At 70.2% G+C, this 15,660-nt stretch carries 14 protein-coding genes; 6 read left to right on the top strand and 8 right to left on the bottom strand.

The genetic code is table 11. The features are described 5' to 3' along the window. The first annotated feature begins 17 nt into the window (after positions 1–17). Together AAFF41_RS20550 and AAFF41_RS20545 are read left to right on the top strand one after the other, a co-directional pair. On the top strand, positions 18–377 hold the full coding sequence (locus AAFF41_RS20550; protein WP_319748898.1) for a MerR family transcriptional regulator: 360 nt from the start codon (positions 18–20) through the stop codon (positions 375–377). A gap of 129 nt (positions 378–506) precedes the next feature. Continuing rightward, complete coding sequence (locus AAFF41_RS20545) at positions 507–1,613, top strand: dipeptidase (RefSeq protein ID WP_319748897.1); 1,107 nt, start codon at positions 507–509, stop codon at positions 1,611–1,613. Between the two features lie 41 nt (positions 1,614–1,654). Here the strand turns inward: AAFF41_RS20545 and AAFF41_RS20540 are convergent, their stop codons facing one another. After that, on the bottom strand, positions 1,655–2,023 hold the full coding sequence (locus AAFF41_RS20540; protein WP_319748896.1) for a VOC family protein: 369 nt from the start codon (positions 2,021–2,023) through the stop codon (positions 1,655–1,657). A 104-nt stretch (positions 2,024–2,127) separates the two neighbouring features. Here AAFF41_RS20540 and AAFF41_RS20535 point away from each other — a divergent pair, with 104 nt between their 5' ends. Continuing rightward, positions 2,128–2,625: a CGNR zinc finger domain-containing protein gene (locus AAFF41_RS20535; protein ID WP_319748895.1), complete on the top strand. Its 498-nt coding sequence runs from the start codon at positions 2,128–2,130 to the stop codon at positions 2,623–2,625. A gap of 181 nt (positions 2,626–2,806) precedes the next feature. Here AAFF41_RS20535 and AAFF41_RS20530 read toward each other — a convergent pair whose 3' ends face one another. Then, positions 2,807–4,150 carry a UDP-glucose dehydrogenase family protein gene (locus tag AAFF41_RS20530; protein ID WP_319748894.1) on the bottom strand — a complete coding sequence of 448 codons (1,344 nt, stop codon included), beginning with the start codon at positions 4,148–4,150 and terminating at the stop codon, positions 2,807–2,809. Between the two features lie 174 nt (positions 4,151–4,324). Between AAFF41_RS20530 and AAFF41_RS20525 the strand changes: the two genes are divergently transcribed. Beyond that, positions 4,325–5,482: an acyl-CoA dehydrogenase gene (locus tag AAFF41_RS20525; protein ID WP_319748893.1), complete on the top strand. Its 1,158-nt coding sequence runs from the start codon at positions 4,325–4,327 to the stop codon at positions 5,480–5,482. 74 nt (positions 5,483–5,556) lie between these two features. On the opposite strand, the gene AAFF41_RS20520 is transcribed toward AAFF41_RS20525, so the two are convergent. The 3 genes from AAFF41_RS20520 to AAFF41_RS20510 form a co-directional block, all read right to left on the bottom strand. Then, positions 5,557–6,147, bottom strand: coding sequence for an SMI1/KNR4 family protein (locus tag AAFF41_RS20520; RefSeq protein WP_343324387.1), 591 nt, complete (start codon positions 6,145–6,147; stop codon positions 5,557–5,559). 48 nt (positions 6,148–6,195) lie between these two features. Further along, on the bottom strand, positions 6,196–6,843 hold the full coding sequence (locus tag AAFF41_RS20515; protein ID WP_343324386.1) for an HAD family hydrolase: 648 nt from the start codon (positions 6,841–6,843) through the stop codon (positions 6,196–6,198). Between the two features lie 199 nt (positions 6,844–7,042). Next, on the bottom strand, positions 7,043–7,588 hold the full coding sequence (locus tag AAFF41_RS20510) for an acyl-CoA thioesterase (protein ID WP_054236896.1): 546 nt from the start codon (positions 7,586–7,588) through the stop codon (positions 7,043–7,045). 119 nt (positions 7,589–7,707) lie between these two features. On the opposite strand from AAFF41_RS20510, the gene AAFF41_RS20505 reads away from it, so the two are divergent. Further along, positions 7,708–8,994: an LCP family protein gene (locus AAFF41_RS20505; protein ID WP_319748890.1), complete on the top strand. Its 1,287-nt coding sequence runs from the start codon at positions 7,708–7,710 to the stop codon at positions 8,992–8,994. Positions 8,995–9,068: 74 nt separating this feature from the next. On the opposite strand, the gene AAFF41_RS20500 is transcribed toward AAFF41_RS20505, so the two are convergent. After that, complete coding sequence (locus tag AAFF41_RS20500; protein WP_450532964.1) at positions 9,069–10,571, bottom strand: LCP family protein; 1,503 nt, start codon at positions 10,569–10,571, stop codon at positions 9,069–9,071. A gap of 126 nt (positions 10,572–10,697) precedes the next feature. On the opposite strand from AAFF41_RS20500, the gene AAFF41_RS20495 reads away from it, so the two are divergent. Next, positions 10,698–11,738, top strand: a complete 1,041-nt coding sequence (locus tag AAFF41_RS20495; protein ID WP_319748888.1) for a glycosyltransferase family 2 protein — start codon at positions 10,698–10,700, stop codon at positions 11,736–11,738. An 88-nt stretch (positions 11,739–11,826) separates the two neighbouring features. Here AAFF41_RS20495 and AAFF41_RS20490 read toward each other — a convergent pair whose 3' ends face one another. Together AAFF41_RS20490 and AAFF41_RS20485 are read right to left on the bottom strand one after the other, a co-directional pair. Then, on the bottom strand, positions 11,827–13,686 hold the full coding sequence (locus AAFF41_RS20490) for an LCP family protein (protein WP_319748887.1): 1,860 nt from the start codon (positions 13,684–13,686) through the stop codon (positions 11,827–11,829). A gap of 141 nt (positions 13,687–13,827) precedes the next feature. Further along, positions 13,828–15,570 carry an LCP family protein gene (locus AAFF41_RS20485; protein ID WP_319748886.1) on the bottom strand — a complete coding sequence of 581 codons (1,743 nt, stop codon included), beginning with the start codon at positions 15,568–15,570 and terminating at the stop codon, positions 13,828–13,830. Positions 15,571–15,660: the final 90 nt, after the last annotated feature.

The following is a 15,660-nucleotide window of genomic DNA, read 5'->3' as shown; positions in this document are numbered from 1 at the left end:
CGGAGGGCGGAGGCGGCATGCGGATCGGTGAACTCGCCCGGCGCACGGGCGTGAGCGAGCGGTCGCTGCGCTACTACGAGACCCAGGGGCTGCTGGCGTCCGAGCGCACGACCGGCGGACACCGCGCGTACCCCGAGGCGGCCGTCGACCGGGTGGTACGGATCCAGGAGCTGTACGCGGCCGGGCTGCACAGCGCGAAGATCCGGCAGCTGCTGCCGTGCATGCGCGACCAGGACGGCGGGCCCTCCGCGATCGCCACCCCGCGGCTGGTCGCCGATCTCACCGCGGAACGCGACCGCATCGACCGGATGATCGCCGACCTGGTCCGCTCCCGGGAGACGCTGGACGAGGTGATCGACGCGGCCGGAGACGCCTGACCGAGGTACCCCCGAACGCCCCACTCGCCAGGAGGGATCCGCGCGCTGCGTGCGACCGTGGCCGTACGCCGGCCGCAGCACGGCGTAGCCCGCGACCGACGCAGCTCACGACGACGTACGGAGCCCGCCATGGCCGACCTCCAGAACGGCATGCCTACGACCACCGAGGCAGGCGGGGGCGACGGTCTGCCGGACGACCCCTTCGTCGAAACGGCACACGCTCCGGACGAGGAGACCCTGGCCCGGGCGCACTGCCTGCTGGCCGGCCATCCCGTCGCCGATGGCTACAGCGGACTGCCGTGGGCCCTGCGCCATCTGCCCTGGTACGACCTGGAGCTGGGCGAGACGGCCGTCGACACCGACGTGCCGCGGATGCGCGAGGGCGGTGTGGGCGCGCTGTTCTGGTCGCTGCACCTGCCCGAGGGGCTCACCGGGGACCGGGCGGTGGGCGCCACGCTGGAGCAGCTGGACCTCGTCCACTCGGTGATCGACGCCCACCCGGAGGGCCTGCGGCCGGCGCGCACCGCCGGGCAGATCATCGACGCCCACCACTGCGGCCGGGTCGCCGTCGTGCTGGGCCCGGCCGGGGCGCCCGCGCTCGGCGACTCCCTGGGCATCCTGCGCATCCTGCACACCCTCGGCCTGCGCCTCCTCACCCTGACGGGTACCACCTGGGCGAGCGAGGCGGGGCTGACCCGGTTCGGCGAGGAGGTCATTCGCGAGATGAACCGCCTCGGCGTCCTCGCCGACCTCTCCGGGGCCTCGGACTCCACCGTCCGCCGGGCCACCGCCCTCTCCAAGACCCCCGTGCTGTGCACCCGGTCGGCCGCCCGCGCGCTGCGCCCGCACCCGGCCAACCTGTCCGACGACCTGCTCGCCGAGCTGGGCGCGGCGGGCGGCCTGTGCATGGTGCCGCTGACCGCCGAGCAGACCGGCCCGACCGTCCGGGACGTCGCCGACCACCTCGACCACGTCCGCGCCGTGGCCGGCCCCGAGTGCGTCGGCCTGTCCGGCACCTACGACTCCGGCGCCACCCACCCTCGCGACCTCGCCGACGCCTCCCGCTATCCCCATCTGGTCGCCGAGCTGCTCCGCCGTGGCTGGTCCGAGGCGGAACTGTCCCTGCTGACCTGGGGCAACGTCCAGCGCGTCCTGCGCAGCGCGGACTTCATGGCCCGCGCCGCGCAGTGCCGGCGGGAACCGTCGACCGCGAGGATCGCCGAACTGGACGGCTAGGCCCCCTCGGCCTCGCCCGCGTCCGTCTTTCCCGCTCGTCCTCAGCAGGCGCAGAGACAGAAGGGGTGTCCCGCCGGGTCGGCGTACACCCGCCAGGTGCGCGAGCGGTCCTCGGTGTCCAGCGGCTTCGCGCCCAGCGTCAGCACCTCCTTCTCGGCCGCGTCCAGATCCTCCACCACCAGGTCCAGGTGGAACTGCTGCGAGCCGTCCGGCGCGGGCCACCGCGGCGGGACGAAGCCGGGCGCCTGCTGGAAGGCGAGCGCCTGACCGCCCGGCACCTTCAGGTCCACCCACGAGCTGTCCCCGGGGTCCTCCTCCACGCTGCCGCCGAGCACCTGCGCGTAGAACCCGGCGAGCGCGCGCGGGTCGGAACAGTCCAGGACGACGACACCCAGCTTGGCGAGAGCCATGACTTCCTCCGAGGGGTTTACCAACGACACGACGAGTTACCTCAAGACCTCTTCAAGAGGTAACGGTTACTGCATGCTCCCGCATAAGAGGTAACGTCGCAACCATGAATGACCGTGCGCCCGCGCCCGGCGGTCTGGCTCTGATCCAGTCGCTGGTGAACACCCTGGACATCGAGTCGGGCGCGGACTCGCTGGACACCGCAGAGGGCCGGGCGACCTTCGGTCTCGCGGAGGGCGAGGCGGAGGCGGCCCGCGAGCTGCGCGAGTCGTTGCGCGCGGCCTGCCTGGCGCACGCGGGCCACCCGGCGCACCGCGCGGTGATCCCTCTTGGCGAGCTGCTGGCCCGGGCCCCGCTGCACGTGACGGTCGACGAGCACGACGGCGCGGCACGGCTCGTCCCCGCGGGCGACTCACTCGCGGCGCGCGTCGCGGGGGTCCTCGCGGACGCGCTCGTCGAGGGCACCTGGCTGCGGCTGAAGGCCTGTGAGGCACCGACCTGCCACTGGGCGTACTACGACCGCTCCCCGGCGGGCCGCGGCCGTTGGTGCTCGATGTCGGTCTGCGGGGCGCGCGCGAAGATGCGCCGGTACCGCGCGAAATAGCCCGTCCGTACGCGCGAAGTGGGACAACCGGCCGCACCGGTCGCCGGGAGCGTGGAGAATGTGTGGTGACGGCGGTCCGGCCGACTGAGCCTCGGCCGGACCGCCGTCACCTGCGAAGCGCTACGGGGTCACCTGCGAAGCCCCCTCCAGGGCCACTGGGGCCACTGGGGACTGTCCGGCCCTAGGCGTTCGGGCGGCCCATCGCCCGATACGTCCATCCGGCCCGGCGCCACACCTCGGGGTCGAGCGCGTTGCGGCCGTCCAGGAGCAGCCGGGCCGAGGCGGCCTCGCCCAGCACGGCCGGGTCCAGCTCGCGGAACTCCCGCCATTCGGTCAGGTGCAGGACGACGTCGGCGCCGCGCACGGCCTCGACTGCGGAGTCGGCGTACCCGAGCGTCGGGAAGAGGCGCTTGGCGTTCGCCATGCCCTTCGGGTCGTAGACGGTGACCTGGCCGCCCTGGAGGTGGATCTGCCCGGCGACGTTCAGTGCGGGCGAGTCCCGGACGTCGTCCGAGTCGGGCTTGAAGGTCGCGCCGAGCACGGCGACCCGCTTGCCGAGGAAGGATCCGCCGCCCAGCGCCTCCCGGGCCATCTCCACCATCTGGCCGCGACGGCGCATGTTGATGGAGTCGATCTCGCGCAGGAAGGTCAGCGCCTGGTCCGCGCCGAGCTCACCGGCCCGGGCCATGAAGGCGCGGATGTCCTTCGGCAGACAGCCGCCGCCGAATCCGATCCCCGCCCGCAGGAACTTCTTCCCGATCCGCTCGTCGTGGCCGATGGCCTCGGCCAGCAGGGCGACATCGCCGCCGGCGGCCTCGCAGACCTCGGCCATGGCGTTGATGAAGGAGATCTTGGTCGCGAGGAAGGAGTTCGCGGAGGTCTTCACCAGCTCGGCGGTCGGGAAGTCGGTGACGACGAAGGGCGAGCCCTCGGAGACGGGCGTCGCGTACACCTCGCGCAGGATCTTCTCGGCCCGCTCGCTGCGCACGCCGACCACGAGACGGTCGGGGTGCAGCGTGTCCTGGACGGCGAAGCCCTCGCGCAGGAACTCCGGGTTCCAGGCGAGTTCGGCGTCCTCACCGGCGGGGGAGAGCTCGGCGAGCGTGCGCGCCAGCCGCTCCGCGGAGCCCACCGGCACGGTGGACTTGCCGACGACGAGGGCGGGGCCCAACAGGTGCGGGGCGAGCGTCTCGAAGGCGGCGTCGACGTACGACATGTCGCACGCGTACTCCCCGTGCTTCTGCGGCGTGTTCACGCAGACGAAGTGGACGTCGCCGAACTCCCCCACCTCGGCCCAGTCCATGGTGAAGCGCAGCCGGCCGGTGGATCCCTCGATGCCCGCCACATGCTTGCGCAGCAGCTCCTCGAGCCCCGGCTCGTACATCGGGACCTCGCCCCGCTGCAGCATCTCGATCTTCTCGGGGACGACATCGAGCCCCAGCACCTCGAACCCGAGCTCGGCCATGGCCGCGGCGTGGGTGGCGCCGAGATAGCCGGTGCCGATCACGGTGATCTTGAGGGCCATGGGTACTCCTGGGATGAATGGGCTCGGTGCGCTGCCCGAGCATAGTCGGGGCATGTTCGGGCCCCTCGTCGGGCAGGCTCCCCCTGTCGCCAAGCTCACGTATCCCTCCCGTGGGCGGACCCCTAAAATTTGGGTTACTTAACGGTAATTAGCGTCCTTGGAGCGTGAGAGACCTTGGCCGGATCGGCTGATTTCGACCTGTACCGCCCGTCCGAGGAGCACGACATGCTCCGTGACGCGATCCGCTCGCTGGCCGAGGCGAAGATCGCGCCGTACGCGGCCGTGGTGGACGAGGAAGCCCGTTTCCCGCAGGAGGCCCTGGACGCACTGGTCTCCTCCGACCTGCACGCCGTGCATGTGCCGGAGTCGTACGGCGGCGCGGGTGCCGACGCGCTCGCCACGGTGATCGTGATCGAGGAGGTGGCGCGTGTGTGTGCCAGCTCCTCCCTGATCCCGGCCGTGAACAAGCTGGGCTCGCTCCCGGTGATCCTCTCCGGTTCGGAGGCCCTGAAGCAGAAGTACCTGACCCCGCTCGCCCAGGGCGACGGGATGTTCTCGTACTGCCTCTCGGAGCCGGACGCGGGTTCGGACGCCGCGGGCATGAAGACGAAGGCCGTCCGCGACGGCGACGACTACGTCCTCAACGGCGTGAAGCGCTGGATCACCAACGCGGGCGTCTCCGAGTACTACACGGTGATGGCGGTCACCGACCCCACCAAGCGCTCGAAGGGCATCTCGGCCTTCGTCGTCGAGAAGTCGGACGAGGGCGTCTCCTTCGGCGCTCCCGAGAAGAAGCTCGGCATCAAGGGCTCCCCGACGCGCGAGGTCTACCTCGACAACGTCCGCATCCCCGCCGACCGCATGATCGGCGAGGAGGGCACCGGCTTCGCCACGGCCATGAAGACCCTGGACCACACCCGCATCACGATCGCCGCGCAGGCGCTCGGCATCGCGCAGGGCGCCCTCGACTACGCCAAGGGCTATGTCCAGGAGCGCAAGCAGTTCGGCAAGGCGATCGCCGACTTCCAGGGCATCCAGTTCATGCTCGCCGACATGGCCATGAAGATCGAGGCCGCCCGCCAGCTGACGTACGCGGCGGCGGCCAAGTCGGAGCGCGGCGACAGCGACCTCACCTTCCAGGGCGCCGCGGCCAAGTGCTTCGCCTCGGACGTGGCGATGGAGGTCACCACGGACGCCGTCCAGCTCCTCGGCGGCTACGGCTACACCCGCGACTACCCGGTCGAGCGCATGATGCGCGACGCCAAGATCACCCAGATCTACGAGGGCACGAACCAGGTCCAGCGCATCGTGATGGCCCGCAACCTTCCGTAACCCACCCCCACCACGAACTCGAGGGGCACCCCACCGGGGTGCCCCTCGCTCTGGTCCCCGGTCCTTGTCCGCGGTCAGCCCACTCGCGCGCCAGTTGCGTGCCCCTGCTCGGCGTCGAACCATTCCTTCTGCGCGGCCCAGTGTCCGACCCACCCCGCGAACCCCGGTGCGGAGGTGGTGAACCCGAACTCGGCACCGAAGGGAACGGCGCCCTCCCCGGTGATGTGCCAGATGTGCCCCCGGTGCGGGCCCGTGACGACGAGATGCCAGTTGATTCCGCACCCGTCGGTGCCCAGCACGACGGACCCGTGGTCGAAGACCCGCTCGACGACCGGATCGATCTCCTCGGCCGGCCTCGGGTCGTCCTCCCACCGCCACGCCTCCGTGAGCGGGAACGGTCGGCTCAGGTCGCGCCCCTGCCCGTCGTCGCCCCCGTCCTCGGGCAGCTCGGCCAGGGACATCAGCCTGTACTCCGGCGGCCCGGAGTACGACCCGTCGGTCACCTCGGCGACGAACGTCCGGTAAGGCTCGGGCAGCACGATGCCGTGCTTCGCCTCGAAGGCGTGCACCGCCGCCCAGCCGAGCGCCGACTCCCCGTCGTCGTCCATGTCGAACGCCCCTCGCAGCGCCGCGAGTCCCGCCGGGGTGGCCTGATCGTTGTTCATGCGGACATGGATACCAGCCGGCTCCGACAGCGCCCGGTGCGGTCGGCCTCACAGGCCGTTCAGGGCGTTCAGGGCGTTCCCTAGATCCTCCGGCGTGCGGTAGTGGACGGTCCGCATACCGAGTGCGGCCGCCGCCTCCACGTTCTCCAGGGTGTCGTCCACGAACAGGCAGCGCTCGGCAGGGACGCCGGCCCGCGCGACGGCGATGTCGTAGATGCGCCGGTCGGGCTTGGCGATGCCCACCCGCGCGCTGCTGACCACGTGGTCGGCGAGGTCCGTCAGGCCCAGGGCCTCCAGGTCCTCCTCGAGCTGGACCGAGGTGTTGGTGACGAGGACCAGGGGCATGTGGGTACGGGCCCGGCGCAGCAGCGCCACCACCGTCTCGTCGGCGTGGAACGGCGAGCGTATGAGCGCGGTGCTCAGCTCCACCGCCGTCCCGTCGGCCACCAGTCCGGTCAGGCCCCGCAGGATCGACCCCGCCCACTCGTCCGGTGTGATCCGGCCCAGCACCAGCGGAAGCACCGTCTCCGGTGCGAAGGCCACCTTCATGGTGGTGCCCTCGGTCAGCCCGGCGGCGCGCTCCAGCGCGTACAGGTGGGCCGGTTCGTAGACGCGGATCACGTTGTCGACGTCACAGAGCACCGCGTCGAAGGGGCGTCCGCCGGAAGCGGACGGGGTGGCGGGGGAGAGGGTCATGACGTCACCCTGGCATCCGCCCCGGAGCCGCCCTCGGCCAGGGCCACCGGCCGGGGTGACTTCCCGCCCCGGCCCTCGGGCGTCCAGCATCGCCGAACCCCGACTGGTCCGGCCCCTCGCGTTCCTACTGGTCCGGCCCCTCGCGTCCCGACTTGTCCAGCCCCTCGCGTTCCTACTGGTCCAGCCCCTCGCATCCCGGCTAGTCCAGCCCCTCCGCCGCCCGCTTCTCCCGCAGTTCCATGATCGCCCGACGGCGTGCCAGCCGGTGGGTGCGCCGGATCTGGGCCTCCTGGTAGCGCCGCTCGTCGCGCTCGGTCTCCGGGAGCACGGGCGGCACGCGCCGCGGTTTGCCGTCGGCGTCGACCGCGGCGAAGACGAGATAGGCCGAACCGACCTGCTGGGGCGGCGTCGACTCGTTCCAGCGCTCGGCCAGCACGCGCACGCCGACCTCCATGGACGTCCGCCCCGTCCAGTTCACCTGGGCCTTCACATGGACGAGATCACCGACGCGGACCGGCTCCAGGAAGACCATCTCGTCCATGGAGGCGGTGACGGCGGGCCCGCCGGAGTGCCGCCCGGCCACCGCACCCGCCGCGTCGTCCACGAGCTTCATGATCACTCCGCCGTGCACCGTGCCCAGAAGGTTGGTGTCGTTGTGGGTCATGATGTGGCTGAGGGTGGTCCGGGACGCGAAGGTGGGCTTGCCCGGAATATCGGATTCCGGGTTGGGTGCCAGGTCTGTCATGCCGTCCACCCTATGCGGGGGCGTGCGAGAGTCGCTTTGCATCAGCTCTGCAACAGGCGTGACCCAGATCTCCCCGGGCTCTTGTTAGGCACACCGTGCGGACCTGCACACTGGTCCGCATGAACGATTGGCCCGACGGGTGGTCCGACAGCAACCGCAGCGACCGTTACGGACGCGGCAGCGCAGGCGCTCAGCCTGAGGGCGCCCGCGTCATGCGGCAGGTTCAGCGTGGCCCGGGAACGCCCGGTCCGCGCCCGTCCGCACCGCCGTACGGCGGGGTGCCCCAGCAGCCGACGTACGACGACGGCCAGGGGTACGACAACGGGTACGACTCCGGTTACAACACCGGGCAGGTCTACGGTTCGCCGGGCGGCCCCGGTGATCCGCAGGGTCCCGGCGGTCAGGGCGGCCGTGGCCCGCGCCCGGCGCCGAACTGGCGCCGGCGGATCAAGTGGATAGCGATCACGCTGGTCACGCTGTTGGTCGTGGTCTCCGTGGGCACCTACTTCTGGGCCGACTCCAAGCTCCACCGTGACGTGGATCTCTCGCAGGTCATCGACCGGCCCGACGCGGGCAAGGGCACGAACTACCTGATCGTCGGCTCCGACAGCCGCGCCGGCATGTCGGCCGAGGAGAAGAAGAAGCTGCACACCGGGTCCGCCGAGGGCAAGCGCACGGACTCGATGATGATCCTGCACGTCGGGAGCAACGGCGACACTCTGGTCTCCCTCCCCCGCGACTCGAACGTGACGATCCCGACGTACAAGGGATCCGCGTCCGGCAAGACCTTCCCCGGCACGGGTCGCCAGGTGAAGCTCAACGCGGCGTACGCGGAGGACGGGCCGACGCTGCTGGTCCGCACCATCGAGTACAACACCGGCCTGCACATCGACCACTACGTGGAGATCGGTTTCGCCGGGTTCGCGAACATCGTCGACGCGGTCGGCGGTGTGGAGATGACCCTCGACCAGGGCTTCAAGGACAAGTACTCCGGCGCCGACTTCAAGGCGGGCAAGCAGACCCTCAACGGTGAGCAGGCCCTCGCCTTCGTCCGTACCCGCCACGCCTTCGCGGCCTCGGACCTCCAGCGCACCAAGAACCAGCAGAAGTTCCTGTCCGCCCTGGCCCACCAGGTCGCGACCCCCGGAACCGTCCTGAACCCCTTCAAGCTGTACCCGACCATGGGCTCCGGCCTCGACAGCCTCACCGTCGACAAGGACATGAGCCTGTGGGACCTCGGCAGCATGTTCTGGGCGATGAAGGGCGTCACCGGCGGCAGCGGCAAGTCCATGAACATGCCGATCTCCGGCTCCACGGGCGGGAACCTCGTCTGGGACAAGGCCAAGGTCAAGACGCTCGTGGACGAGCTGAAGAACGACCAGACGGTGACGGTGTCGAGCAACTGACCCGCACCACCACGAGGGGCCCCGCCGGACGATACGGCGGGGCCCTGCGCGTGTCCCGTGGACGCGCGCGTCACCTACGTGCACACCACCTGATCCCCCGTCACCACCCGGGTCTCGGCCTGGTAGGGATCCTGCACCCGGACCCGTGTGACCTCCTTGAAGTCCGCCCCGGCGATCACCTTCAGCAGCGGCCCCCGCCCTTTGACCTCGCGCAGCTCGCTGCCCGGGAGCGCGGCGGCGAGGGACTTCGCGGAGCGGTCCCAGCGCGGGTCGTAGACGATGACGCTGTGCCGGGCGCCGCGGTCCTGGGCGTTGACGGGCCGGCCCGTCGTGCGGAACCCGGTGGCGGCCAGGGCGCCGTCCATGCGTTTGCCGAGGCCGTCCGTGGGCGTCCCGTTCTCCACCTGGACCTGGATCTGCTGCGGCGCCACCTCGACGCGCACGGTCTTGGCGTGCGCGGCCTTGTGCGGGGGAGCGAGCGGCTTGTCGTCACGCAGAGACTGGAAGAGCGCGGCGGCCTTGTTGTCGTCCCACTTCAGTGTGGAACCGATGCCCTTGACCATGTAGGCCATCTGTCCGATCGGCACGGTCGTGAACTCGGAGGAGGAAGGGGAGAAGTTCCGCATCGCCCGGCCGAGGTCCAGCAGCTCGTCCGTGCCGAACCCCTGGTCCGCGCGGACCGAACCGAGCACGGCCCGGGTGACATCACGGAACTTCATCGGGTTCAGCAGCACCCCCGACGACGTGGCCCGCTCGATCAGCGCCGCCAGGAACCGCTGCTGGCGCTGCATCCGGCCGATGTCGGAGGCGCCGTCGACATGCCGGGACCGTACGTACTGGAGTGCCTGCCCGCCGCTGAGCGTGTGCGTGCCGGCGCTCAGGTCGAGTCCGGTGTACGAGTCCTTGAGGGGCTGTGCGGTGCAGATGCTCACGCCGCCGAGCACGTCCACCGTCCGCATGAAGCTGGTGAAATCGACCTCCAAGTAGTGGTCGATCTTCACATGGGTCATGTTCTCGACGGTGCGCACGGTCAGCTGCGGGCCCCCCTCCGCGTACGCCGCGTTGAGCTTGATCGGGTGGGGGCCGTGCTCGGCGCCGGTGGTCTGGTCGGTGTGCGCGGGCACCTCGGCGTACGAGTCGCGCGGCAGGCTCACGACGCTGGCCCGCTCCCGGTTGGCGGCGATGTGCACGATCATCATCGTGTCGGTGCAGTGGCAGGGGGCACCGCCCAGACGGTACTTCCGCCGCTCCTCCTCCGTGATCTTGTCGCGGCCGTCGGTGCCGACCAGCAGCACGTTCATGCCGTGGCCCCCTGCGGGGCGGTTCTTCATGTCCTTGAAGGGGTCGACCCGGGCGATGTTCTCGCCCAGGCTGGTGACCACCGCGTGCCCGATGCCCGCCGAGGCGAGGACCACCACCGAGATCGTGGTGACCACCCGCATGGCCCAGCGCGGCTTCTTCCTCCGTACGGGGGGCCGTACGGTGGACCGCACCGGAGGCCGCCGGGAGCGGGGCGGCTGCGGGCGGCTCTGGGGACGGGGCTGCGGGCGTGCGGGGGAGCGGGGCGGCGTGGGCAAGGGGGACACCTCCGCGGGGGTGAACGTGGGGATCCGTGAGCACCGTAGGCCCATACGATCTGCTGCCCAGCCCGTGGACCGGGCGGCGCGCGCCCGTGTCCCCCATTCGCGGTAACGTGACGTCCGATGAGTGAGAAGTCTGACGTGCGGCCCCCCGCCGTTTCTGTGATCATGCCCGTCCTCAACGAGGAGCGGCATCTGCGCGGGGCCGTCCAAGCGATCCTGGCGCAGGAGTACGACGGCGAGATGGAGGTGGTCATCGCCATCGGTCCGTCCTCGGACCGTACGGACGAGATCGCCGCCGAACTCGTACGCGAAGACCCGCGCGTCCACACCGTCCCGAACCCCACCGGGCGCACCCCGGCCGCGCTGAACGCGGCGATCAAGGCGTCCCGGCATCCCGTCGTCGTGCGCGTCGACGGGCACGGCATGCTCTCCCCGAACTACATCGCGACCGCCGTGCGCCTCCTGGAGGAGACCGGCGCGCAGAACGTCGGCGGCATCATGCACGCCGAGGGCGAGAACGACTGGGAGCACGCGGTCGCCGCCGCGATGACCTCGAAGATCGGGGTCGGGAACGCCGCCTTCCACACGGGGGGCGAGGCCGCTCCCGCCGAGACCGTGTACCTCGGTGTCTTCCGGCGCGAGGCGCTGGAGCGCCAGGGCGGCTACAACGAGGAGTTCATCCGCGCCCAGGACTGGGAGCTGAACTTCCGGATCCGGGAGGCGGGTGGTCTCATCTGGTTCTCGCCCGAACTGAAGGTGTCGTACCGGCCCCGGCCCTCGGTCAAGGCGCTCGCCAAGCAGTACAAGGACTACGGGCGCTGGCGCCATGTCGTCGCCCGCTACCACGAGGGCTCCATCAACCTGCGCTACCTCGCCCCGCCGACCGCCCTGTGCGCGATCGCGGCGGGTGTCGTGGTGGGCGCGGCGCTGACGCCCTGGGGCTTCGTGATCCCCGGTGGCTATCTCGCGGCGATAGGGGTGGGCTCGCTGCCCGCGGGCAAGGGGCTCCCCCTGAAGGCCCGCCTGCAGATCCCCGTCGCCCTCGCGACCATGCACATGTCGTGGGGCTTCGGCTTCCTCACCAGCCCGAAGGCGCTGGCGAAGAAGGTCATCGCCTCCCGCCGCCCGGCGGTCCTCGGCTCCACGGAGCCCGCGAACTGAGCCTCATCCATGAGCAGTTGGGCCCCTCTCGACGTCGAGAGGGGCCCAACTGCTTTCTGCCGACCGGCCTACGGCCAGGTGCGGCTTCCTACGACCAGGTGTAGTCCTTGTTGACGTGCATGCAGGCGTCGGTCTTGGCGCCGTTGAGCACGTCCGCGGACGCCGGCGTCGTGTTGTCCTGCGCCTTCGCCTTGTACGCCGTGCCCTCGCGCCAGTCGGCGCCGACCACGAGCGTGACGCCCGAGACGTCCGTCGACTTCTTCACCGCGCTCAGCGGGACCCCCAGCGCCTTGGCGACCGCCTGGGCGTCGCCCTGCAGATCGGCGCTCGGGTAGCGGATCACCGTCGTCTCCTCGGCGGTCGCCGCCGAGGAGTCCGCCTCGGCCTTGGTGAAGCCCTTGCCGACGAGCAGCTGGGACACCGTGCGCGCGCGTCCGCCGACCGGGCCCAGCGCGGCCGTGCGGGTGCCGTTCTGCACGGTCACACCGATCTGGTCGTCGGCGGCGGCCGGGTCCGTGGAGGCCTTCACCGCGGTCACCGTCTTCTTCTTGTCCTTGCCGTCGAGCGCGATGTCCTCACGGACGAGACGGAACAGCTGCTCGGCCTCGACCGGCTTGGGCTCCACGCGGTTGCTGTCCGACACGGCCCACTGCCAGGGCATCGTGGTCATCGTGATGCGCTTCGGCTCGACCTTCTTGAGCTCGTTGCCGAGGTCGTAGAGCTTCAGCACGCTGCCCAGGCCCTTGTCGACGGTCAGTGCCTTGGTGGCCGTCTCCGCGAGGCTGCGCAGCTTGCCGGGGTTGCTGATCGTGGCGTTCTCGCGCAGCTGGCGGACCATCGAGTTCATGTACTGGTGCTGGGCCTTGGTCCGGCCGATGTCCGTGTTGTCCTCGAAGCCGTACCGCGTCCGCAGCCACGCCAGGGCCTGCGTGCCCTTGACGGGGGTCGTGCCCTTCTTCAGCTTCAGTCCGGAGCCGTGGCCCTGACTGTCCTTGGAGTAGATGTTGGCGTCCACGCAGACCGGCACACCGCCGATCGCGTCCGCCATCGACACCACACCCGAGAAGTCGATCTTCATGAAGTGGTCGATGTGGATCTTGGTGAGCTTCTCCCAGGTGGCCACCGTGCAGCCCGGACCGCCGCGCCCGAGCGAGATGTTGGTCATCACCAGCCCGACGGTCGCCGGGTAGACCTTCTTGGTGTCCGGGTCCGTGCACTTGGGCATCTTCAGCAGGGTGTCGCGCGGCATGCTGATCACCGACATGTTGCTGCGGTCGGCGGAGAGGTGCAGCAGCATCTGGACGTCCGCGAGCGGGGTACCGCCGAAGGTGTCCTTGGCGCCGCCGAGGGACTGGTTCTCCTTGGTGTCCCGGGCGTCCGAGCCGATCAGAAGGATGTTCAGGGGGGTCTGCCCGGCCGCGTTCGCCTTGCTCTTGGCCGCCCGGTCCTTCTCGTCGCCGAGGTTCAGGTCGTCCTTCTTGATGTTGTTGTTCAGGTGCTGGTAGTAGAGGTAACCGGCGCCCGCGGTGCCAAGTATCAGAAGCGCCAGGACCGACGCCGACCAGCGCAGTATGCGGCGTCTGCGCCGTGGGTGCCCGCCGTCGCCGCCCCCGCGCCGACGCCCGCCGCCACCGCCGTGCCGGCCCTGCCCCCGCGGTTCGGCCGACGCGTCGTCGCCGTCCTTGTCGACCGGACGCCCGTTGCGCCTGTCGCTCCCGGCGCCTCGGCCGTCGGCGTCGGCCGCATCGCGGCCTGTGCCGCTGGAGCCGCTGTCTCTCCTGGCGGAGCCACTGCCTTGACCGGTGGCATCGCCACCTCTGCCGCCGGAAGCTCCGCCTCCGTCGGCGGGATCGCCGTTCTCTTCGTACAGGCTGTCGTCCCAGCCCAGATCGTCGGCCTGCCGGACACGTGGTCGAGCCCCCTCCCCACGCACACCGCTTCGCGCCATCTCCCTGCCCCTCCCCACCCTGCGCCTGACAAACGGGTCCGTCCCGCGCCCGATCGGACGCGTACGTCTGGCCGGACACCCCTAGCGTCCGGCCCGGACGCCCCCGCGCCCTGTTAGACGTCTGACAGACCCGTTAGGTCATCAACTGGCGCACACTGTCTTGTCCGCCGTGGACTTGTCGACCTCGGGCGCCTTGGTCGGAGTGGTCAACGACACCCCTGCGCCCTTGAAGTCCTTGCCCAGGGTCAGCACGATCGCGGGCAGACCCTGTGAGTTCTTCTCGCTCTTGCCAGGCTTCAACGCCGAGGCGGACAGCCCCATGAGGTCCGCCAGTTTGCGCGCCTGATCGGCCTGGTCGGGAGAGTACTCCAGGGTCGTCTTGCTCAGTGGTGCGTCGGCGTTACCGAGCTGGCTGGACTTGGGCACGCCCTCAGTATTCTGCAGCCAGTTAAGAGTCTCCTGTGCGCTGCCGCCCGGGGCGCCGCCGTTGTAGATGTCCACGCGGATGTCGGCGGCGGCGGAACGGGTGCCCTTGAGGCGGGCGGCGACCTCGGCCTTCTCCTTCTTCTCCTTCTGCTTCACGGCGGTGAAGGAGACGTCGTTCTTGATCGCGTCGAAGACCGCGGGGGCCTGTGACTGGTTGACGACGACGGTCGCCTTGACCTTCTCGGCGGGGTTGTCGAGCACCGGCACCGTGGTGAAGGTGATGTTCTTCGTGGGCACCTTCTTCAGCTCCAGGGCCACGTCCTTGAGGGTGCTGACGTTTCCTATGCCGGTGTCCACGGTGAGCGCCTTGGTGGCGGCCTCGGCCAGGCTGATCAGCTTGGCCGGGTTGGTGAGGGTGTCGCTGGAGGACATCTTGCGCATCAGCGAGCCCAGGAACTGCTGCTGCACCTTGATGCGGTCGAGGTCGCCCTGGTTGCCGAAGCTGTGCCGGGTCCGTACGAACGCGAGAGCCTGCTCGCCCTCGACCTTGGACTTGCCTGCGGGCAGCTTGAGGTGCGACTCCTTGTCGTTGACGGCGTGCGCCACGCACACGTCGACGCCACCGACCGCGCTGGTCAGCGTTTTCACCGCGTTGAAGTCGGCCATCATGAAGTGGTCCACCGAGATCCCGGTGACCGCCTTGACCGTGCGCATGGTGCAGCCCGGGTCCCGGCCGTCCTGGCCGAGGCTCGTGTTGAAGCGGACGTTCTGCGTGCCGGGGACGACCTTCTCGCTGCCGTCCGGCTGCTTGGTAGGGCAGTCCGGCACATTGACGATCAGGTCACGCGGGATGCTCAACGCGGTCGCGTTCGTACGGTCCTTGGAGACGTGCAGCAGGATGTTGGTGTCGGCGTGCCCGACGCTGCCCTTGTCGCCGTAGCCCTCGTTGCCCTTGCCGGTGCGCTTGTCGGTGCCGATGATCAGGATGTTGAAGGCCTCATCCTTGCTGAAGCCCTTCTTGCCCGCGCTGCCGACGTCCGTCGTACTGACGTTGCCCTCAAGGTGCTTGAGGTAGAGATACCCCGCGGCGGAGACGGCGACCAGCACGAAGGCCATCGAGCCGCCGGTCCACAACAGTATCTTCTTCGCCTTCGACTTCTTCGGCTTCGTGCGCCCCTTGCGACGGCCCGGCGGTGGCTCGGCCGGCGCGCCGCGGCGCCGCCTTGGCCCGGGCACATCGGGGCCGGGCGTCGCCGGACTCTCCCGTTCCGGCGCCCGGCGCGCGCGTGTCCCCGCTCCCGGTCCCGCGTTCGCGGGGCTGCCCCGACGCGGTCTCGGGACTCCCGACTGCGGAGCGGAAGGAGTCAGTCGCAGTTCGTATTCACCGGTGTTCGGGTTGAGTACCCACTGGTCTGCGGGGTCGATGTTGTCCGCCCGCCCACGGCCTTGCGCGTCCACGGTTGTCTGAATCCTCCGTCGGGGCCACGCGGCGCTCTTCCCCCTCAAAGAGCGCTCGGGTCTCGGTCAGCAGTGCGCGACCCCCAGGAC

The organism is Streptomyces mirabilis (genome assembly GCF_039503195.1).
Classification (GTDB): Bacteria; Actinomycetota; Actinomycetes; order Streptomycetales; family Streptomycetaceae; genus Streptomyces; species Streptomyces mirabilis_D.
The sequence above is the reverse complement of the archived record's forward strand: the minus strand, read 5'-3'. Positions and strand labels throughout refer to the sequence as shown.